The organism is Bradyrhizobium sp. IAR9 (genome assembly GCF_013408065.1).
Taxonomy (GTDB): Bacteria; Pseudomonadota; Alphaproteobacteria; order Rhizobiales; family Xanthobacteraceae; genus Bradyrhizobium.
In genome coordinates this window covers 222499-244047 of sequence record NZ_JACBZW010000005.1, presented here as the reverse complement: position 1 = coordinate 244047, position 21549 = coordinate 222499, and the positions used below count along the sequence as shown (strand labels likewise).

The window sequence follows — 21549 nt, the reverse complement described above, 5'->3', positions numbered from 1 at the left end:
TCTCGAACGACGTCGTGGGCACGCTTCGCTTTGTCCACCCTACAAGATCGAGCCCTTTATAAATCGTGCGATCGCCTCGAGCACCGGCTGCTGATCACCCGCAAAAAACCAGTGATCCTTGCCGTCGAGCTCGACGAACTCCGCACCGCTGATCCGGCTCGCGATATCGCGGCCGGCCGCGATCCGCACCGCCTGGTCGCCGCGCCGGTGCAGCACCAGCGTCGGCACCGCGATCTGCGCCAGGAGATGCCGCACGTCGGCATCGCGAAAGGCCTCGAGCACGGCCGAGATGCCGCCGGGACTGGAGGCCGCACGCAATAGCCCGGCCCACCAGGCGCGGGCCCGGGGATCGCCGGCAAGACTCGGCGCAAAGGTCTCGATGCCGACCGGGCCGCCCCATTGCGCGACGAGCTGCCTGCTCCAGGCGTCATACTGGCTGGCGCGCAGGGCATGCGGATAATCCTCCGACCAGCAGCCCTTGGCGAGCGCGCCGAACAGGATGAGCCCGGCGACGCGGCGCGGTTCGTCGACCGCAAATTTGATGCAGGCCGGCCCGCATTCGGAAGCGCCGAACAGCACGACGCGGCGCGAATCCGCTGCCCGCAGCACGGCGCCGATATCCTCCGCGGTGACGTCGATGCCGGGAGCCGATCCGACCCGGTCGGACAACCCGATCCCGCGACGATCGAAAATGATCAGCCGTCCAAGCTTCATCAACGACGCCAGGAACGTCCGGCTTGCAGGGCTCTCCCAGGCGCGCTCCACATGCGACACGAAGCCGGGCATCACCAGGATATCGAGCGGGCCACTTCCGTAGGTCTGATACGCCAGATGCACGCCGGCACCCTTCACATAGCGCGTGGTCGGAACAGCGTGCAGCTCCGTTGCGGGACTCATGAGCGCCTCGGTCTCGGCCTCCGGCGCAATCCCGAGTTCCTCCCGCAGCCGCTGTGTCAGGGCCGCATGGTGACGCTCGGCCGCGCTGCGGTCGCCTGATAGCAGCAGGCTGCGGATCAGATACCGCCCATAGACTTCACTGAGCGGATCGAGCTCGGCCAGGCGCGCCGCATACGCGGTCGCGGCAAAATGATCGCCGGCGGCGTTCTTGTCCTGCACGAGACGCTCGAGTGCATGCATCAGCCGTCCTCTCAGCGCCTCGCGGCGAAAGAACGCCCAATCGTCGAATGCAGGACAATCGTCGAGAGCGAACCCTGCGAGAAAGTCGTCCCGATAGATCGCACAGGCTTCTTCGAAGGCGCCGCGGTCGCAGGCGCCCTCGAACAGATGGGTATCGATCGTCATCTCGACCGCCGCAGACCATCGCACGCTGGCGCGGTCGGCCTCGAAAACCTCCCGGCCAAGTGCAAGCTCGATGCGATGAAGCAGCCGCCGCAACCGCGCCCGGGCGGTTTCGGCTGACGTCTCCGGCCACAGCAGCGCGGCCAGGACCTCGCGCGCAACGGCGCCCCTGGCCTCCGCGAGATAGATCAGCAGCGCAAGAGCCTTGCGCAGGTTCAGCTTGATCGGGCGATCGCCAGCGTAGACCTCGGGAAATCCAAGCGCGTGAAGCGAGAAGACCGTCATGAAAATCCTCTCGTCCTCATCGCGCCGTTCGGGGGACGCACAGGGGACGGTCCATTGGTAGGTGTCGGACCGGATCGAGCCCGCTCGCGAGCGAAGGGTTCAGTTCCTGCATGCTGCGCCATTTGCGCCGACACCTTAAGGGAAGATCGTCATGTTCGCACGTCCGCTGCCGCGCATGTTCGCCTGTCGCAAAACGGGAGCGCCACAATGAAAGCAGTTTTGTGCCATTCGTTCACTGGACCCGGCGATTTGCGCCTCGCTGAGATCGATGTCCCCAAGCCCGCCGGCGACGAGATCCTGATCGACGTCCACGCGGCCTCCGTCAGCTTCATGGACCAGCTGCTGGTCTCGGGTCTCTACCAGATGCGGCCGCAGACGCCCTTCGTGCCCGGCACGGAAGCCTCCGGAACCGTCGTCGCGGTCGGCGACAAGGTGACAAAGTTCGCGCCCGGCGATCGCGTGGCCTGCAGCAGCTGGACCGGTGGCTACGCCGAACGGATGATCGCGAAGGAGTCGAAGAGCGTGCGCCTGCCTGACGGCGTCGCGTTCGAAGCAGCGGCCACGGTGCTGCACAATTACGGCACGGCATATTATGCACTGGTCGAGCGGGCGCGAGCCAAGCGTAGCGAAACGCTGTTCGTCACAGGCGCTGCCGGCGGGGTTGGACTGGCCGCCGTCGACCTCGGCCGCCATCTCGGCCTGCGCGTCGTCGCCGGGGTTGGCTCCGACGACAAGGCGGCCCTGGTCCGCGACTACGGCGCCAGCGCGGTCATCAACTATCGCAGCGAGGATCTGCGCGACCGGATCAAGGCGATCACGTCAGGCGAAGGCATCGATGTCGGCTTCGATAATGTCGGCGGCGCGATCTTCGAGCAGATGGCCCGGCTGATGAAATGGGGCGGACGGCTGATGCCGATCGGCTTCACCGGCGGCGAGATTCCGTCCATCCCGATGAACCTGCCGCTGCTGAAGAACTATTCCATCATTGGGGTCTTTGCCGGTGCCTGGGCGGAGAAATGCCCGGACGAGAGCGCGCAGATGAACGACACGCTGATGCAGTTGTTGGCGGCCGGGCAGATCCGCCCGCACATCGACCGCGTCCTTCCTTTGGAGCAGGCCGGCGAGGCCATGCGCGCCGTGGCCAACCGCACGGTTCTGGGGCGAATTGTGCTCAAGATCAGGTAGAATGCGCGCCATGACAGAGATCATCATCGACAAACGCTATTGCGGCCCTCCCAATTCCGGCAACGGCGGCTATGTCTGCGGCCGGCTCGCCCGTCATATTCCGGGGCCTGCGGAAGTGACGCTGCGCGCGCCGCCGCCTCTGGACACGCCGCTCGCTGCGGTCGCGACAGACGGCGACACATGGGAGCTCCGCGACGGCGACAAGGCAGTCGCGACAGGGCGCGCCGTGAGCGTCGAGCTTGCGCAGATCGAGACAGCTAACTTGCCGGAAGCCCGCGCGGCCGAATTGCTCGCACTGTTCAATCCGCACGAGCATCCGCTGCCGAACTGCTTCGTCTGCGGTCCCGCAAGGGCGAAAGGCGACGGCCTGCGCATCTTCGCCGGCCCGCTCCGCCGTCATGGGCGGAACGCCGTTCTCGCGGCGAGCTGGGCACCCGATCCGAATCTCGCCGCCGAGGATGGCCTCATCGCGCCCGAATTTCTCTGGTCCGCGCTCGACTGCCCGACCGGGTTTGCCTGCAATTACGATCAGCAGAGCGGCAGCTTCGAGAAGACCCCGCTGCTGCTCGGACGGATGTCAGCCCGCATCGAAGCCCGCCCCCACCCCAGCGAGCGCTGCATCATCACCGCCTGGCCCACCGGCCGCGACGGCCGCAAGCGCACGGCCGACGCCGCGCTTCGTGATGAAGCCGGCAGATTGCTGGCGTTGGCGCGGACGACATGGATTGCGGTGGAGCGCGAGGTACTGCTCGGGCGCCGGTGACGGTGCGTAGGGTAGGCAAAGGCGCGAAGCGCCGTGCTCCCTAGCTGCTCGTCACCTGCCGGACGGGCGGCGGCTTCCAGGTCCCGTTGACGATCGAGGGTGACTTCTCGTTCGGCCAGTACATGCGCAACATCAGGACGAACTTGCCCGCGGGCGCGGGAAGCCAATTGCTCTCCTTGTCGGGGCCCGGGTTGTCCTTCTGAATGTAGAGGTCGACCGAACCGTCGGGATTGGCTTTGAGATTCTGGCGGGCGCTGATCGACTGGCGGTTGATCGGATTGGCGACGAAGAAATAGTTCTCGTCATACATCGTGAGCGACCAGAAGCCGCCGACCGGAGGAAGCTGCCCCTTCGGAAAACGCATGACGTATTTGTTGCTGCCGACGTACTCTTTGCCATCGGCGTCCTTCTGGGATGTCGGATAGCACGCATCCTGAATCCGGTTGGCGCCGAGGCCGATGGCCGTGACAAGCGCACGGTTGAGATAATTGGTCCCGTAAATGCCGGCTTCGCTGTCGAAGGCCCAGCCGTTGATGTTCTTGATTGCCTTGTTGACCTTGAACTGGAGCATGATGCGGTCGAATGCCACCTGCGGGACCCGCTTGGCGAAGGCAGCATCGAATTTGCTCGCGTCGAAATCCTTGCCGGGGACAAGACCGATCTTCGCGAATTTGGCGACCTCGGCCGCGTCGGCGGCGGCCGGCGGATTGCGCTTCATCAATTGCGCGAGAAGGGTGAAATAGGCTGCGGCGTCCAGGCGGTTGACCTGCTCGCGAACCGCCGTCTTCATGTCGATCGACGCATCGACCTTGCCTGCCGGGGGCGTAAAGGACTTGTCGTATGCGCTGAGCGGCACGAGCTTGAACTGGTCCTGCGCGGCGTGCACGGCCGCGTAGTCTTCCGGCGTACCGGTGCAGTAGATGCGGCCCAGGATCCACACCATGCCCGTGGGTGATTTGTATTCCTTGACGCCGGCGGGAAGCGTTCCCTTCCACCCCGGGCCGGTGATCGCATAGGTTTGCGCCTTGGTGCCGGTGGTGCGCTTGCCAGGCACCTGGAAGACATTGGTCCAGCCGTCCAGCATCGGAAACAGGAAGTAGCGGTCCTTCATGTCCGGCATGCTCAGGACCCAGGGCTCGTCTCCCACGTCGATCCAGGCCGTCGTGTAGAGCGTATCGGCATTGGGTGCCGTGACGTCCTTGAAGGTGGCATCAGGGTACTTGCGGAGCTTGACGAATTGCCCCATCGGCCCGCGCGTGCCTTCCACCGCAGCAACGTTGGTCATGACCCGGCGTGTCATCTCCATCGTCACGAGCGGATATCCGTAGATATAGGCGTCCTGGGCAAGCCAAAAATCTTCTCCGCCCTCCAGAGCCCTGACGACAAGACCATCAAACTCGGCGCGTGCGGTGCGGGAAATCGCGAGCGCCGATACTGCGGCGCTGAAGGCGGCCAGTGCTTGGCGACGGCTGATTGACATATCGAACCCTCCCTGTTGCCTCAAAACCGTAACGGGCTGAGTTCCATGTTCCTTGACATGCATCAACGAGGCGGGATGGTCTTGGGCGCAGCGCCGTTCGCTTGCCTGGGCGTGGCCGCCACGCCTGCCAACTCGTAGGGTGGGCAAAGGCGCGCAGCGCCGTGCCCACGTGTCTGCCGCGCCGTTGTTGATCGACGTCGTGGGCACGCTTCGCTTTGCCGACCCTACGAGACTAACACAGAGCGCGATCCACTTTGCCAGCATGTGGACGCTGGCAAGCCTCAGAAGCGTTGAACCGATGTTCGATCGACGATACCCTTGAAAATCTTCGTCCAGCAAAAACAAGATTCAAGGGGGACGTCATGGTTCGCAAGTTGACGGCATCTGCAATCGTTGCCACGAGCATGTGGATCGCCGCCATCGCAAGTGTCGCGGCGCAGCAACCGGAGTTCAGCGCACCTGACCTGGTCCTCATTAATGGCAAGGTTCTGACGCTGGATGAGCGATCGACGATGACGGAAGCAGTGGCCGTTGCAGACGGAAAGATTCTCGCAACCGGAACCAGTGCTTCGATAAAGGCGCTCGCCGGCGCCCGGACCCGCGTGCTCGATGTGGCTGGCAAGACCGTCATCCCCGGATTGATCGATACACACGCTCACTTCAAGGCCGCTGGTCTTGGCGACTATGTCGTCATCATGGGCCGAGCCAAGACGGTCGCCGAAGCGCTCGAGGCCATCAAGGCATTCGCTGCGAAGAAGAAGCCGGGCGAGTGGATTGTAGGTGGCGCGTGGCATCCGCCTTCACAATTGGCCGAGAAGCGATATCTGACCAGGCAGGAGATTGATAGCGTTGCTCCAGACAATCCGGTCTATCTTCGCACCGTCGGGCATTTCTCGATGGCGAACAGCATGGCTCTACAGCGGGTCGGAATCGACAAGACCACCGCGGATCCGAACGGGGGAAAGTTTGAGCGCGACGCGGCCGGTGAATTGACCGGCGTGCTGGTGGAGACGGCGATCGATCGGGTCGAGAAGGCCGTACCGCCCTGGACAGAAGACGATGAGATGCGGCAATTCACGATTGCCGAAAGTGTGCTGAACAGCTTCGGTATCACGAGCGTGGTCGAAGGCGCGACAGAGGCACGCGATATCCGCATGCTGCAGAAGCATGTCGCATCCGGGAAAGCCACATTGCGCACCGGCGTGATGTTTCGACCGGAGCCCCCGGCCGATCTGACCGCGTGGGAAGCGATCATGGCAGGCAATGGGGCCTCTTCAGGCTTTGGCGACGATTGGCTGAAGTTCGCGGGAATCAAGATCTTCTACGACGGCGGCATGACGCTGAAGACAGCGCTCATGCGCGAGGTGTATCCCGATTCACATGACAACTATCATGGCGTTGCGCAGCAGACACCTGAGCGATTGAAACAACTCGTCTCCATCTGCCACCGATATGACTGGCGGGTCGGTGTCCACGTGGTGGGTGACCTTGGTATTGACCAGGTGCTCGATGCGTTCGAGGCCGCGGATAAGGAGAAATCGATCCGAGACCGTCGCTTCGTCCTCATTCATGCCAGCCTGATCCGGCCAGAACAGATGGAGCGGGCGCAGAAGCTGGGAGCCCGTGTCGATTTCCAGAACGCTTTCATGTGGGATAAGGCAGCGACCGTCGAACGATTTCTCGGGAAAGCGACCGCTGACCGCGCCGTACCGACCAGGACGTTAATCGAAAAAATGGGGCTCAATAGTCTCGGCGCCGGGACGGACTTTCCGGTCAACCCGATCAACCCCTTCCTCAACATGTACATTATGGTGACCAGGAAGGACCCCAACGGAAACGTCTACGGCGCGGCAGAAGCCATTACGCGCGAGCAGGCCCTGCGGCTCTACAGCAGCGCGGCGTCGCGCTACACGTTCGATGAAGCACGTAAAGGGACCATTGAGCCCGGAAAGCTTGCGGACATCGTGGTGCTCTCCGCGGATTACACGGCCGTGCCGGAGGACCAGATCAAGGACATCAAGGCGGACATGACGCTCGTGGGCGGCAAGGTCGTGTTTCAGCGCTGACGTCATCCGCTGCCGACCAGCAGGAAGTGCCGTAGGGTGGGCAAAGGCGCGTAAGCGCCGTGCCCACCTTCTCTTGATGATCAGCGAGAGATGGTGGGCACGCTTCGCTTTGCCCACCCTACGAGAGCTATGCCTTACGGCACCTACATCGCTTGCTCGATCATCCCCTGCAGCCGCGCCAGCTCCGCCTCGAGATCCCGCTCCACATCCGCGGCACGAATGTCGAGCACCCGATAGTCCCGCGCCTCGAGCCAGGCCCGCCGCGATGCGCGATCCGCTGCGATCGCTTCCCCCTCGCCCGGATTGACCAGCTCGATCGCGATCCGATGCGGGAAGGAGACGAAGTCCGGGATGTGGCGGCCGACCGGGGTCTGGCGCTTGAACTGGCCGGCGAAGCGACGGTCGCGGGTCAAAGCCTGCCAGAGCAGACGCTCGGCGTCGGTCGGGTTGCGACGGAGCAGACGGGCGAGGCCCCGCACCGTCGAGCCGCTGTCGGGGACGCCGCCGCCCTGCCCGTGCTCGGCCAAAAGCGCGCGCAGGCGCGTCGCCTGCTCGCCATCGAGCACGCCGCCCTTGGCCGGGCCTTTGCGTCCCTCGGCGATCGCCATGATCACCCCGTGCAGGGTGTGCATGTCCTGCTTGGTCGGCTCCATGCGGCTGAAGATGTTGCGCAGGTTCACCAGCATGGTGTCGCGCTTCTCGGCCGGGCGCAAAAATTCCACCTTGTCGAGCTCGCGGATGAGGTTGTCGAAGAAGGCCTGCATTTGGTGCTGAGAGGCGCGCTCGGAGCGCTCCGGCATGGCGTGCGGCAGCTCGCCCGACGTCGCTCGCTTGAACCATTCATAGCCGACCAGCAGCACGGCCTGGGCGAGGTTGAGCGAGGCGAAGCCCGGGTTGACCGGGAAGGTGATGATGCGGTTGGAGAGCCCGACCTCCTCGTTGGTCAGCCCCCAGCGCTCGCGGCCGAACAGGATACCGGCCTTGCCGCCGGTCGCGACGTGACCCGCGATCTCGCTGGCGGCTGCCTCCGGCCCAACCACCGGCTTGGCCTGGTCGTGGGGGCGCGCGGTGGTGGCGAACAGCAGGTCGAGGTCGGCGACGGCGTCTTCGACCGTGGCGAACAATTCGACCTTTTCCAGAATGTGGTCGGCGCCGGCGGCGGCCCGCTGTGCCGCGATGTTGGGCCAGCCGTCCCTGGGGTTGACGATGCGCAAGGCGCCGAGCGCAAAATTGCCCATGGCGCGCGCGGCCATGCCGATGTTTTCCCCGAGCTGCGGCTCGACCAGGATCACGATGGGACCGTCGAGGGACAAACCCGCCTTGCTCTTGTCAGTCCCCGACATCTCGTTTCGCTTTCACTCTTCGTCTCAAGGCCTTGCCAGGGCACTCTCAGGAATTGATTCAAGCCAGCCTTTCCCAAGTCGTCCCTGGGCGGGCCGGCGCTGTCCGCCTCGTTTGCCTGTCCTGACGAAATTCTCAAGGGAAATAACGGGTTGGAATCGACTTTTGAATCTCCACTGGATCCTCGGATCCGGCCCTGCGGCAGGGCGGCCCTGCCCCCACGTCTTGGGAAGCTGGATGAGCTAAAAGTGCATAATCCCTTGGCTTTCGCCCGCCGCGTCTGGGTGCTAAGAGGCGGCGGATATTCCCGTGGCGCGCCAAAAGCGCCGTTCCCAAGAGGCTTCCCCGATCATGGCAAAAATCAAGGTATCCAATCCCGTCGTCGAGCTCGATGGCGACGAGATGACCCGGATCATCTGGCAGTACATCAAGGACAAGCTGATCAACCCGTTCCTGGATGTCGAGCTGATGTATTTCGACCTGGGCATGGAGTACCGCGACCACACCAACGATCAGGTCACCATCGACGCCGCCGAAGCCATCAAGAAGGTCGGCGTCGGCGTCAAGTGCGCCACCATCACCCCGGATGAAGCCCGGGTGAAGGAGTTCAACCTCAAGCAGATGTGGAAGTCGCCGAACGGCACCATCCGCAACATCCTCGGCGGCTGCATCTTCCGCGAGCCGATCATCTGCAAGAACGTGCCGCGCCTGGTTCCCGGCTGGAGCAAGCCGATCATCATCGGCCGCCACGCCTATGGCGACCAGTACCGCGCCACCGACATCAAGTTCCCGGGCAAGGGCACCCTCTCGATGAAGTTCGTCGGCGAGGACGGCACCGTGATCGAGAAGGAAGTGTTCAAGGCGCCCGGCGCCGGCGTCGCCATGGAGATGTACAATCTCGACGACTCCATCATCGACTTCGCCCGCGCCTCGTTCAATTACGGCCTGCTGCGCAATTATCCGGTCTACCTCTCGACCAAGAACACGATTCTGAAGGTCTATGACGGCCGCTTCAAGGACATCTTCCAGGACATCTTCGACCGCGAGTTCAAGAAGGAGTTCGACGCCAAGGGCCTGACCTACGAGCACCGCCTGATCGACGACATGGTGGCCTCGGCCCTGAAATGGTCCGGCGGCTATGTCTGGGCCTGTAAGAACTACGACGGCGACGTGCAGTCCGACACGGTCGCGCAGGGCTACGGCTCGCTCGGCCTGATGACCTCGGTGCTGCTCACCCCCGACGGCAAGACCGTGGAAGCCGAAGCCGCCCACGGCACGGTGACCCGCCACTACCGCGAGCACCAGAAGGGCAAGGAGACCTCGACCAACTCGATCGCGTCGATCTTCGCCTGGACCCGTGGCCTCGCCCACCGTGCCAAGCTCGACAACAATGCCGAGCTCGCCAAGTTCGCCAACACGCTGGAGAAGGTCTGCGTCGACACCGTCGAGGCCGGCTACATGACCAAGGACCTCGCGCTCCTGGTCGGCGCCGACCAGCGCTGGCTCTCGACCACCGGCTTCCTCGACAAGGTCGCCGAGAACCTGACCAAGGAGCTGGCGGCCTGAGCCGACCGCAATTTCGCCCGACTGGGCCAGACATCATCACGGGCCGCGCAACAGCGCGGCCCGTTTCTTTTTGAGACCTTGCGCGGAGATGCCACCATGTTCATCAAGCTTGCCGGCCCCACCATGCTGCTCGCGGCCCTGATCGGACCGGCCGGGGCTGCCGAGCCGCTCCCCGACGCCATCGCCGCGCCGGGCGAGAGCGTCGTGCTTAGCGTCCACGCCGAGGGCGCGCAGGTGTATGAGTGCAAGGCCGGCACCGACGGCAAGCTCGCCTGGAGCTTCCGCGAACCGATCGCGACGCTTCTCTCGGACGGCAAGACAATCGGCCGGCACTATGCCGGCCCCAACTGGGAGCTCGCCGACGGCAGCGCGGTGACCGCCAAGGCCGCGGGCAACGCACCGGGCGCAACGGCCGCCGATATCCCCTGGCTGAAGCTGGACGTAACCGCCCGCCGCGGCAGCGGCACCCTGACGCCGGTCGCCACCGTCCAGCGCATCAACACCCATGGCGGCAAGCTCGACGGCGCGTGCGACAAGGCCGGCGAGTTCAGGAGCGCACCCTACTCGGCCGAGTATGTTTTCCTGAAGAAAGGCTGACCGCTCAGCGGTCGGTCTCTTCCTTCTCCGCCTGCGCCAGCTCCGCCAGCGCGAGATCGCCGCTGTCGGCGAGTCGCGCCTTGGCCGTGGTGTGGACGTGGTCGGCGAGCGTCGGCATCCGTTCGATCAAAGCGTGAAAATCCTGGGCGTCGAGCACCAAAAGGCGCGTCTTGCGCGTCGCCGTCACCGTGCCGCTGCGCTTTGTTTTATGCAGCAGCGCGATCTCGCCGAAGAAGGTGCCGTCCGTGAGGTGCACATGCTGGCTCGGCAGCGCGATCTCGACCTCGCCGGCGGTGATGAAATACATCGACGAGGCCGCATCGCCACGGCGGACCAATATCTCGCCCTGCTCGATGGTGCGCGCGCGCAACAGCCGCATGATGTCGGCGATCTCCGCGGCCGACAGATGCGAGAACAGCGGCACCCGCGCCAGCATACCCCAGGTGACGACGAAGTCGCGCCGCTTCACCTCTTCGGCAAAGGCGGTGGAGATGATCGCGACCGGCAGCGCGATCATGGCGAAGCCTGAGATGATGGCGAAGGTGGAGACCAGCTTGCCGAGCGGCGTCACCGGCACGACATCGCCATAGCCGACGGTGCCGAGCGTCACGATCGCCCACCACATCGCCTGCGGGATGGTGCCGAGCTTGTCCGGCTGCACGTCGCGCTCGATGGCGTAGAGCAGCGAGGCGAAGGTCAGGACCGCGCCGATCAGGATGACGATGCAGCCGATCAGCGCGCGACGCTCGGCATGCACGGCGGCGAGCAACGAGCGCATCGCGGGCGAGTAGCGGATCAGCTTGAAGAACGGCAGCACCCCGAGCGCCGCCAGCGTCGCGTGCCGGCCGGTGGCGAGCACGATAGAAGCGGGCAGGAACGCCATGAGGTCGATGATGCCGAGCGCGGAGAAGGCGTAGCCCAGCCGGTCGGACAGCGCGGAGCCCTTGCGCTGGGTGTGGCCCGCCACGGTCCACAGCCGCGCCAGATATTCCAGCGCGAACACGATCACGGACAGGACGGTGATGGCCGAGAACACCGTGCCGAACTGGGCGTCCAGCTCCGGCACCGAGGCGAGGATCATCGCGGCCACATTGAGCACGATGACGCCGATGACGAGCTGGATGAAGCGCGATCCGGCTGAATAAGCCAGCGGATCGTGCTCCAGCAATTCGTAGAGGCGATCCCTCAAATTGGGATCGCGAAGTCCACGCCCTCGCAGACCGGGGCGCATGGCCGTTTACGCGCCTGCCATTGCTTTTTCGATCGCCGCCAGCGCCTCGGTCGCCTTGGCCCCGTCAGGGCCGCCGGCCTGGGCCATGTCGGGCCGGCCACCGCCGCCCTTGCCGCCGAGCGCCTCGGAGGCAACGCGCACGAGGTTGACCGCGTTGAAGCGCGCAGTGAGATCCGCGGTGACGCCGACCACGATGCCGGCCTTGCCGTCCTCGGTGACGCCGACGATGGCGACCACGCCGGAGCCGATCTGCTTCTTGCCGTCGTCGGCGAGGCTCTTGAGATCCTTCATCTCGATGCCCTCGACCGCGCGCGCCATCAGCTTGACGTTGCCGATTTCGCGCACGCCTGAAGCTGCGCCATTGCTGCCGGCCGAAGCGCCGCCGCCCATCGCCAGCTTCTTGCGGGCGTCGGACAGCTCGCGCTCGAGCTTCTTGCGCTCCTCCATCAGCGCGGTGATGCGCGCGGGGACGTCGTCGAGCGAGGTGCGCAGCTCGTTCGCCGCGGTCTTGGCCAGCGCCATGGTCTCGTTGGCGTGCCTGCGCGCATAATTGCCGGTCAGCGCCTCGATGCGGCGCACGCCCGAAGCAACCGCGCTCTCGCCGGTGAGCGTGATCAGGCCGATGTCGCCGGTGCGCTTGACATGGGTGCCGCCGCAGAGCTCGACCGACCAGCCGAGCGCATTGGCGCCGCGCTCGCGCGCGGTCCGGCCCATCGAGACGACGCGGACTTCATCACCGTATTTCTCGCCGAACAGCGCGCGCGCCCCGGCCTCGCGGGCCTCGTCGACGCCCATCACACGCGTGGTGACCTCGTCATTCTCCAGCACCACGTCGTTGGCGATGTCCTCGACGCGGGCCAGCTCCTCCGCCGTGATCGGCTTCGGATGCACGAAGTCGAAGCGCAGGCGATCCGGCGCGACCATCGAGCCGCGCTGGGCGATGTGGTCGCCGAGCACCTGGCGCAGCGCCTCGTGGATGAGATGCGTCGCCGAATGATGCGCCCGGATCGAGGAGCGCCTGGAATGATCGACCTCGAGCTGCAGCGCGGTGCCGAGCTTCAGCTCGCCGCTCTCCACGTTGCCGACATGCACGAAGAAATCGCCGAGCTTCTTCTGCGTGTCGGTGACGCGAAACTTGATGCCGCCCTCGCCCGTAAGCACGCCGGTGTCGCCGACCTGGCCGCCCGACTCCGCGTAGAACGGCGTCTGGTTCAGCACGATCGCACCGGTGTCGCCGGCCTTCAGGCTGGCGACCTCTGCACCGTCCTTCACCAGCGCCGACACCACGCCTTCGGCGCTCTCGGTCTCGTAGCCGAGGAATTCGGTGGCGCCGAGCTTTTCGCGCAGCGGGAACCAGATCGCCTCTGACGCAGCTTCCCCGGACCCCTTCCAGGACTCGCGCGCCTTGGCCTTCTGGCGCTCCATTGCGTCGGTGAACGCAGCTTGATCCACGCCGATGCCGCGCGACTTCAGCGCGTCCTGCGTCAGGTCGAGCGGGAAGCCGTAGGTGTCGTACAGCGTGAAGGCGACGTCGCCGTCGAACATGTCGCCCTTTTTCAAGGACGCGCTCTTCTCGTCGAGGATGGCAAGGCCGCGCGACAGCGTCTTGCGGAAGCGGGTCTCTTCCAGCCGCAGCGTTTCCTCGATCAGGTTCTCCGCGCGCATCAGGTCGGGATAGGCCTGGCCCATCTCGCGGACCAGCGCCCAGACCAGCCGATGCATCAGCGGCTCTTTCGCACCCAGCAGCTGCGCATGGCGCATCGCGCGGCGCATGATCCGGCGCAGCACATAGCCGCGGCCCTCGTTCGAGGGCAGCACGCCGTCCGCGACCAGGAAGGCCGAGGAACGCAAATGGTCGGCGATGACGCGGAACGAGGCGACGGTCTGCTCATTCGGCCCGCTGCCGAGCGCGGACGAGGTCGCATCGATCAAATGACGGAACAAATCGGTCTCGAACACGCTGTCGACGCCCTGCATGATGCAGGCCATGCGCTCGAGGCCCATGCCGGTGTCGATCGAGGGACGCGGCAGATCCACGCGCTCCTCTTTCGTCACCTGCTCATATTGCATGAACACGAGATTCCAGAATTCGAGGAAGCGGTCGCCGTCCTCCTCCGGCGAGCCCGGAGGTCCGCCCCAGATGTGATCGCCACGGTCGATGAAGATCTCCGAGCACGGGCCGCACGGACCGGTGTCGCCCATCGCCCAGAAATTGTCGGAGGTCGGAATGCGGATGATGCGGTCGTCGGAGAAGCCGGCGATCTTCTTCCAGAGCCCGTGCGCCTCGTCGTCGGTGTGGTAGACGGTGACGAGCAGCTTGTCTTTGTTGAGGCCGAAATCCTTGGTGATCAGCTTCCAGGCGAGCTCGATCGCGCGCTCCTTGAAGTAGTCGCCGAACGAGAAGTTGCCGAGCATCTCGAAGAAGGTGAGATGGCGCGCGGTGTAGCCGACATTGTCGAGGTCGTTGTGCTTGCCGCCGGCGCGCACGCATTTCTGCGACGTGGTGGCGCGCTGATAGGGCCGCTTCTCGACGCCGGTGAAGACGTTCTTGAACTGCACCATGCCGGCATTGGTGAACATCAACGTCGGATCGTTGCGCGGCACCAATGGCGAGGACGACACGATCTCGTGGCCGTTCTCGGCAAAGAAGTTCAGAAAGGTCGACCTGATCTCGTTGACGCCGCTCATGTTCATCCAATCGGGTGTGCTTGGACCCGCTATAGGCCATCCAAACCTGACATTTAGGCTGATATCTGCGGGCCACAGCGCTTTTAGACAAGGCCAGCTTCGCTGTCCAGAAACTGTGCAAGGAGATCAGAGGGTTGCCGCAGCCGCTCAATCCCCGCTGCAATCCCGTTGATAGGGCAAGCGGACGCGTTGACAGGCTTGGCCCCGCTGTGGTCTGTACCCATCTGTATCGTACGGCCACGTCGGGAGAGACCGGCTTTAGGCAGCCGGCGCCGAAGGAGCAACCGCCCCGGAAACTCTCAGGCAAAAGGACCGCGTGGCTTTGACAGCATCTGGAAAGAGGCGCCGACGGGTTTAGACCCGGATGGCTCCCGCCGACGGGATAATACTCTCAGGCACAGCGACAGATGGGGCTTCGACTGGTGTCCTCAGGGAATCGTCCCGGGGGAACCGCCGAGGGCCCCTGTGATGCTAGCGCGCGACGACCAAGATTCCCTGAAACGTACGCCCCTTCATGGGCTTCATGTCTCCCTCGGCGGCAAGATGGTGCCGTTCGCGGGCTACGACATGCCCGTGCAATACCCTGCGGGCGTGCTGAAGGAGCACCTCCACACCCGAGCCTCCGCCGGCCTGTTCGACGTCTCCCATATGGGCCAAATCGCGCTCCGGCCGAAATCCGGCAGGGTCGAGGACGCCGCCCGCGCGCTGGAACGGCTGGTGCCGCAGGATATCGTGGCGATCGCGCCGGGACGGCAGCGCTACGCCCAGTTCACCAACGCCGACGGCGGCATTCTGGACGACCTGATGGTCGCCAATTTCGGCGATCACCTCTTCCTGGTTGTCAACGCCGCCTGCAAGGACGCCGACGAGGCGCATCTGCGCGCGAATCTCTCTGACGACTGCATCATCGCTTCCCTCGCAGATCGCGCGCTGATCGCGCTGCAGGGGCCGAAGGCCGAGGGGGCGCTGGCGAAATTGTGTGCAGAGGCGCCCGCCATGAAGTTCATGGATTCCGGCCCGCGCAAGGTGGCCGGCCTCGACTGCTTCGTCTCGCGCTCCGGCTACACCGGCGAGGACGGTTTTGAAATTTCGGTTCCCGCGGCCGATGCGGAACGTCTCGCCAAAACGCTGCTCGAAAATCCCGACGTGCTGCCGATCGGCCTGGGCGCCCGCGACAGCCTGCGGCTGGAAGCCGGGCTCTGCCTCTACGGCCACGACATCGACACCATGACCACGCCGGTCGAGGCCGCGCTGGAATGGTCGGTGCAGAAGAGCCGCCGCAGCGGGGGCGCGCGCGCCGGCGGCTTTCCCGGTGCCGAAAAAATCCTCGCCCATTTCGACAACGGCGCGGCCCGCCGCCGCGTCGGCCTGCTCGCCCAGGGACGCGCGCCGGTGCGCGAGGGCGCGCTGCTGTTTGCGAATGACGCGGGCGGCGAGCCGATCGGACAAGTCACATCGGGCGGTTTCGGCCCAAGCCTGAATGCGCCGGTCGCGATGGGCTATGTGCCCACCGCATCGAGCGCGCTCGGCACACAACTCTTCGCCGAGGTGCGCGGCCAGCGTCTGCCGGTCGCTGTCGCGGCCACGCCCTTCGTCAAGAACACCTATAAACGCTGAGGATTCGAGAATGACCACGACGCTGTACACCTCCGACCATGAATGGCTCGCCATCGAGGGCGACGTCGCCACCGTCGGCATCACCGACTACGCCCAGCAGCAGCTCGGTGACGTCGTGTTCGTCGAACTGCCCAAGGTCGGCCGCACGCTGAAGAAGGCGGAAGCCGCCGCCGTGGTCGAGTCCGTCAAGGCGGCCTCCGACGTCTACGCGCCCGTGACAGGCGAAGTGCTCGAGACCAACGCCGAGCTCGCGGCCGAGCCGGCGCTGGTGAACTCGGACGCGCAAGGCAAGGCGTGGTTCTTCAAGATCAAGATGGCCGACAGAAGCGAACTCGGCGGCCTCATGGATGAAGCCGCCTACAAGGCGCACACGGCTTAAGGACGATGGAGCAAGCGATGACCGCGCACCGCAAGACCAACGGCGACACCGCCGCCAGTTTCGTTCGCCGCCACATCGGCCCATCGGCGCGCGATGTCACCGCCATGCTCGAAACCGTCAGCGCCAAGAGTGTGGACGCGCTGATGGCGGAGACGCTGCCGGCCTCGATCCGGCAGGCCGCCCCGCTCGACCTCGGCAAGCCGCTCAGCGAGACCGAGGCGATCGCGCATATGGGCGAGCTCGCACGGCAGAACCAGGTCTTCACCTCGCTGATCGGCCAAGGCTATTCCGGCACGATCCTGCCCGCGGTGATCCAGCGCAACATCCTGGAGAACCCGGCCTGGTACACGGCCTACACGCCCTACCAGCCCGAGATCAGCCAGGGCCGGCTGGAAGCGCTGCTCAACTTCCAGACCATGATCTGCGACCTCACCGGGCTCGACGTCGCCAACGCCTCGCTGCTCGATGAAGCCACCGCGGCCGCCGAAGCCATGGCGCTCGCCGAGCGTCACTCGCAGGTGAAAGCGCAAGCGTTCTTCGTCGACAAGGACGTGCATCCGCAAACGCTGGCTGTGATGCGCACCCGCGCCGAGCCGCTGGGCTGGACCCTGATCGTCGGCGATCCCCTCACCGATCTCGACAAGGCCGACGTGCTCGGCGCGCTGCTGCAATATCCGGGGTCTTCCGGCGCGGTGCGCGACCTCCGGCCCGCAATCGCCACGCTGAAGGCCAAGGGCGCACTCGCGATTGTCGCCGCCGACCTTTTGGCGCTGACGCTGCTCGCCTCGCCGGGCGAGTTAGGGGCCGACATCGCGATCGGCTCGGCCCAGCGCTTTGGCGTGCCGATGGGCTATGGCGGACCGCACGCGGCCTACATGGCAGTGCGCGATGCGCTGAAGCGCTCGCTGCCCGGCCGCATCGTCGGCCTCTCCGTGGATTCGCGCGGGGCACCGGCCTACCGCCTCGCGCTGCAGACCCGCGAGCAGCACATCCGCCGCGAGAAGGCGACATCCAACATCTGCACCGCCCAGGTGCTGCTCGCCGTGATCGCCTCGATGTATGCGGTCTATCACGGGCCCGAGGGCCTCTCACAGATCGCGCGCAACGTGCATCGCCGCGCCGCCGTGCTCGCGAGCGGCCTGCGCAAGCTCGGCTTTGCGCCTGACAGCGAGAATTTCTTCGACACGCTCAGCGTCGATGCCGGCGCCAGGCGCGCCGAGATCGTCGCGCGCGCGGCGGCCGAGAAGATCAATCTCGGCGTCGGCGACACCAGCTTGCGCATCGCGCTCGACGAGACCACAACGCCCGCGACGGTCGAAGCGGTCTGGCGCGCCTTCGGCGGCAAGCTCGCCTATGCCGAGTTAGAGGCGACCACGCGCGAGGCGCTGCCGGAGGCACTGAAGCGCGCGACCTCCTTCCTCACCCATCCCGTCTTCCACGCGCATCGTTCGGAGACCGAGATGCTGCGCTACATGCGCAAGCTCAGTGACCGCGACCTCGCGCTCGATCGCGCCATGATCCCGCTGGGATCCTGCACCATGAAGCTGAATGCGACCACCGAGATGATGCCCCTGACCTGGCCGGAGTTCGGCTCGCTGCATCCATTCGTGCCGCGTGAGCAGGCGGCAGGCTATCACGCGCTGTTCGCGCGGCTAGAAAAATGGCTGTGCGACATCACCGGCTATGACGCGATCTCGCTGCAGCCGAATTCCGGCGCGCAGGGCGAATATGCCGGACTTCTTGCCATCCGCGGCTATCACGCCGCGCGCGGCGAGAGCCATCGCAAGATCTGCCTGATCCCCTCCTCCGCCCACGGCACCAATCCGGCCTCGGCCGCGATGGTCGGCATGGACGTGGTGGTGGTCGCCTGCGAGACAAACGGCGACGTCGACGTCAATGATCTCCGCGCCAAGGCGGAGAAGCATTCGAGCGACCTCGCCGCTGTCATGATCACCTATCCCTCGACGCACGGCGTGTTCGAGGAGCACATCCGCGAGATCTGCGACATCGTGCATGGCCATGGCGGCCAGGTGTATCTCGACGGCGCCAACCTCAACGCGCAGGTCGGCCTTAGCAGGCCCGGCGATTACGGCGCCGATGTCAGCCATCTCAATCTGCACAAGACCTTCTGCATCCCGCACGGTGGCGGCGGCCCCGGCATGGGCCCGATCGGGGTCAAGGCGCACCTCGCCCCGTTCCTGCCCGGTCACCCCGCGACCCAAGGCGATGCTTCGGTCGGCCCGGTCTCGGCGGCGCCGTTCGGCTCGGCCTCGATCCTCACCATCTCCTACATCTACATTTTGATGATGGGCGGCGAAGGCCTGAAGCGCGCCACCGAGATCGCGATCCTCAACGCCAATTACATCGCAGCGCGCCTCGATCCGCACTTCCCGGTGCTCTACAAGAACGCCAAGGGCCGCGTCGCGCATGAGTGCATCGTCGACCCCCGTCCGCTGAAGACGACGTCCGGCGTCACCGTCGACGACATTGCAAAACGCCTGATCGATTACGGCTTCCACGCCCCGACCATGAGCTTCCCGGTGCCAGGCACGCTGATGATCGAGCCGACCGAGTCGGAATCCAAGGCCGAGCTGGATCGGTTCTGCGATGCCATGATCGCGATCCGGAAAGAGATCGCCGAGGTCGAGGCCGGCCGCTTCAAGATCGAAGCCTCGCCGCTGCGCCACGCCCCGCACACCGTGCACGACATCGCGGACGACGATTGGAAGCGCGCCTACACCCGCGCCGAAGGCTGCTTCCCCGCGGGCACCTCTCGCACCGACAAATATTGGAGCCCCGTCGGCCGGGTCGACAACGTTTACGGCGACCGCAACCTCGTATGCTCCTGCCCGCCCGTGAGCGATTACGCGCAAGCTGCGGAGTAAGCCACGACGGAGGTCTCGTCGGCGGAGCTCTCGTAGGGTGGGCAAAGCGTCAGCGTGCCCACCACCTCTTGCTTGTTGAAAATGGTGGGCACGGCGCTTGCGCGCCTTTTTCCACCCTACGGCACCGGATGCGCCGCTATGGCGCAATCAACAACCGGCTTTCACGATCCCAGCGCCAGAGCCGTTCGTTGGTGAGTTCGGTCCCGCCCCACCAGCGATAAATCCGGTTGTGGCGCCACATATCATCCTCGCGCACAAAAATTGAACGCCCGAGTTCAGTGAGCGTGACCTTCCACTCGCTCCTGCCGAAATAGCGATCCTCATTGTCGAATGCCGGATCGCCCAGCAGGATCGGCGGGGCCGGGTGCGCCCCCAGTTCGAGCAAGGCATCAAACGCGTCGTTTTCGTCAAACACATTGCGAAGCCACCTCGCTCCCTCGACGATCCTCGGGTCGGTGTGCCCATCGTTCACAAACTCCAGAATATCCATTTCGCTGGCACCCAGGCCCGTCACACTGTCCGGAAGCTCTTCGAGCAACGCGATGAGCGCCGGCCGAAGTCTCGGCAGGGCCGTCAGATCCGTCATGAGAAGATCGAAGCAGGGCTTTGGCGTTTCAGCCCGATAGGCTTGCCAGGCGCGGCGTGCCAAGGCCAAATGGTTTTCGGTCACCTTGACGGCCGGCAGCTTCCATTTTGCGACAGATTCCGGAGCATAGTCCGCAACATGATCATCTGTGTGCACCAGACTGAGCTTCGTCGTAATCTCCTTGTAGGGGCGAAGCAGGTCCAGCAGCCAGATCAGCACAAGCTGATCGTTTGGTCGAGGGTCGACCCAGATTTCAATTGAGTCGAACTTCGCACACAGCTCGAAGAAACCGATATCACGCGTTCCGAACCCCTCCAGCGAGCCGCGACAAGCCTCATCGAGCCAATGATCGCCAGGATTGCCGTGCTTCGCCGATCGGCGCTCCAGCCCAAGCAATAGTTGTTCCTCGGGAGGCAATTTCCTCCACACAAAGCGTAGATTGAATCCAACCACGACATTCGCGAGGCGCGACTGGGCAAGCACGTCTTCGTCAAGGTGGTTCGTGGATAAGATCAAATGAGACACGGTCGCCTCTTAAAAATTGATTCGCGTACAGGAACGCTGAGAGCCATGCGCGCCCTTAGTCAGGTGCGATCAACGCGCGGTGCTCGGCGTCCCATCGCCAAAGCCGTTCGCTGGTGAGAAGTGTGCCACCCCACCAGCGGCGAAACGGATTATGGCGCCGAAAGTCCTCTTCTCCCGTCAGCACCGCCATCCCGAAATCGGTGAGCGACATTAGGGACTGCTTGTATTGCGCGAAACGGCGAGCATCGTCATGCATGTCGAGCGTGAATGGCCCCTCCTCTAGCCCGGCTACGGCCGGCACTGGACATCGCGCGAGTCCATCGAGCAGCGCGCCGACCTCCCAGTAATCGTACACTCGCCGGTCGTTGGGTTTCTGATGTCCCGGGAAGACGTGAAAGGGCTGCACTTCGCCCGGCGCGATGAGTTGCAGCATCCGTGTCTCCGTGGTCCCGAGGCCGCTGGTCACGTTTGGAAGCTCTTCGAGCAGGTCAACAACGCAATGCTCGAGCTGCGGAAGCGGACTCAAGTCCGCTTCAAGCAGGTTGAACCAGGCCTGCGGCGTGGGGCCGCAATAAGCGCACCATGCGCGACCGGCCAGTTCAAGGTGATCTTCCGCAAGTTTTCCTATTGGCGGATTCAGCTTCACAAGTTGCTCCCGCGCGACATCACCCACGGCAAAGTCCAGGTGACGTATCGAGAGCTTGGAAACTGCCGCTTTCTCGGTGCTGCAATGATCGAGCAACCAAAGCAGAATTAACTGTGCATTTGGCTCTGATCCCATCCACAGTTCGGCCGTGTCGCATTCGGACAACAGGTCGACCAGTCCGCGCCCCCTCACCCCAGACCCTTCCAGACGCCAGGCCGGGGTGTGGTCCAGCCAGTGCAGGCCGAGCGCTTGGGTCGTTCGCGGGGAGAAGAATGCCCGGTGTTCCGCATCAGACGGCAGCGGCCCCAAGACGAGCCGGCGCTCGATCGCAAGGACGAGATCGCCAAGGCCGGCGCCTTGCATCGCGCCGGCGGCGGACGAATCGGTCGTCACGATGAGCCGCGTCATGC

Annotated in this window: 15 protein-coding genes and 1 riboswitch; of the genes, 8 read left to right on the top strand and 7 right to left on the bottom strand. The window is 64.7% G+C overall.

Annotation, left to right across the window (positions count from 1 at the left end):
- Positions 1-39: 39 nt before the first annotated feature.
- Positions 40-1584, bottom strand: a complete 1545-nt coding sequence (locus GGD67_RS15940; RefSeq protein ID WP_179734135.1) for an alpha/beta fold hydrolase — start codon at positions 1582-1584, stop codon at positions 40-42.
- A gap of 207 nt (positions 1585-1791) precedes the next feature.
- Here GGD67_RS15940 and GGD67_RS15935 point away from each other — a divergent pair, with 207 nt between their 5' ends.
- Positions 1792-2769 carry an NADPH:quinone oxidoreductase family protein gene (locus GGD67_RS15935; protein WP_179734134.1) on the top strand — a complete coding sequence of 326 codons (978 nt, stop codon included), beginning with the start codon at positions 1792-1794 and terminating at the stop codon, positions 2767-2769.
- A 10-nt stretch (positions 2770-2779) separates the two neighbouring features.
- A complete protein-coding gene (locus GGD67_RS15930; protein WP_179734133.1) occupies positions 2780-3532 on the top strand; it encodes a hypothetical protein in 753 nt (250 codons plus the stop codon).
- 40 nt (positions 3533-3572) lie between these two features.
- On the opposite strand, the gene GGD67_RS15925 is transcribed toward GGD67_RS15930, so the two are convergent.
- Positions 3573-5012 carry a DUF1254 domain-containing protein gene (locus GGD67_RS15925; RefSeq protein ID WP_179734132.1) on the bottom strand — a complete coding sequence of 480 codons (1440 nt, stop codon included), beginning with the start codon at positions 5010-5012 and terminating at the stop codon, positions 3573-3575.
- A 362-nt stretch (positions 5013-5374) separates the two neighbouring features.
- On the opposite strand from GGD67_RS15925, the gene GGD67_RS15920 reads away from it, so the two are divergent.
- Positions 5375-7078, top strand: a complete 1704-nt coding sequence (locus GGD67_RS15920; protein ID WP_179734131.1) for an amidohydrolase — start codon at positions 5375-5377, stop codon at positions 7076-7078.
- A gap of 143 nt (positions 7079-7221) precedes the next feature.
- Here GGD67_RS15920 and GGD67_RS15915 read toward each other — a convergent pair whose 3' ends face one another.
- Positions 7222-8421: a TrmJ/YjtD family RNA methyltransferase gene (locus GGD67_RS15915; protein WP_179734130.1), complete on the bottom strand. Its 1200-nt coding sequence runs from the start codon at positions 8419-8421 to the stop codon at positions 7222-7224.
- 349 nt (positions 8422-8770) lie between these two features.
- Here GGD67_RS15915 and GGD67_RS15910 point away from each other — a divergent pair, with 349 nt between their 5' ends.
- Together GGD67_RS15910 and GGD67_RS15905 are read left to right on the top strand one after the other, a co-directional pair.
- Positions 8771-9985 carry an NADP-dependent isocitrate dehydrogenase gene (locus GGD67_RS15910; RefSeq protein ID WP_018316614.1) on the top strand — a complete coding sequence of 405 codons (1215 nt, stop codon included), beginning with the start codon at positions 8771-8773 and terminating at the stop codon, positions 9983-9985.
- 96 nt (positions 9986-10081) lie between these two features.
- Complete coding sequence (locus tag GGD67_RS15905; protein WP_179734129.1) at positions 10082-10582, top strand: DUF3455 domain-containing protein; 501 nt, start codon at positions 10082-10084, stop codon at positions 10580-10582.
- Between the two features lie 4 nt (positions 10583-10586).
- Here the strand turns inward: GGD67_RS15905 and GGD67_RS15900 are convergent, their stop codons facing one another.
- Both GGD67_RS15900 and alaS read right to left on the bottom strand, forming a co-directional pair.
- Positions 10587-11813, bottom strand: a complete 1227-nt coding sequence (locus GGD67_RS15900) for a cyclic nucleotide-gated ion channel (protein WP_179734128.1) — start codon at positions 11811-11813, stop codon at positions 10587-10589.
- Between the two features lie 6 nt (positions 11814-11819).
- A complete protein-coding gene (gene alaS / locus GGD67_RS15895; protein WP_026201699.1) occupies positions 11820-14501 on the bottom strand; it encodes an alanine--tRNA ligase in 2682 nt (893 codons plus the stop codon).
- A gap of 233 nt (positions 14502-14734) precedes the next feature.
- A riboswitch (glycine riboswitch) is annotated at positions 14735-14825 on the top strand.
- A 144-nt stretch (positions 14826-14969) separates the two neighbouring features.
- On the opposite strand from alaS, the gene gcvT reads away from it, so the two are divergent.
- From gcvT to gcvP, 3 genes are read left to right on the top strand one after another with little or no spacing between them, the layout of a single operon-like run.
- Positions 14970-16118, top strand: coding sequence for a glycine cleavage system aminomethyltransferase GcvT (gene gcvT / locus GGD67_RS15890; RefSeq protein WP_179734127.1), 1149 nt, complete (start codon positions 14970-14972; stop codon positions 16116-16118).
- 10 nt (positions 16119-16128) lie between these two features.
- Positions 16129-16497 carry a glycine cleavage system protein GcvH gene (gene gcvH / locus GGD67_RS15885; protein WP_018316619.1) on the top strand — a complete coding sequence of 123 codons (369 nt, stop codon included), beginning with the start codon at positions 16129-16131 and terminating at the stop codon, positions 16495-16497.
- A 17-nt stretch (positions 16498-16514) separates the two neighbouring features.
- The gene (gene gcvP / locus GGD67_RS15880; RefSeq protein WP_179734126.1) at positions 16515-19382 is read left to right on the top strand and encodes an aminomethyl-transferring glycine dehydrogenase; all 2868 of its coding nucleotides are present in this window, start codon (positions 16515-16517) and stop codon (positions 19380-19382) included.
- Between the two features lie 136 nt (positions 19383-19518).
- Here the strand turns inward: gcvP and GGD67_RS15875 are convergent, their stop codons facing one another.
- Entirely contained in the window at positions 19519-20493 is a 975-nt protein-coding gene (locus tag GGD67_RS15875; RefSeq protein WP_312009972.1) for a hypothetical protein, read from the bottom strand.
- 55 nt (positions 20494-20548) lie between these two features.
- Positions 20549-21547, bottom strand: a complete 999-nt coding sequence (locus GGD67_RS15870) for a hypothetical protein (protein ID WP_179734125.1) — start codon at positions 21545-21547, stop codon at positions 20549-20551.
- Positions 21548-21549: the final 2 nt, after the last annotated feature.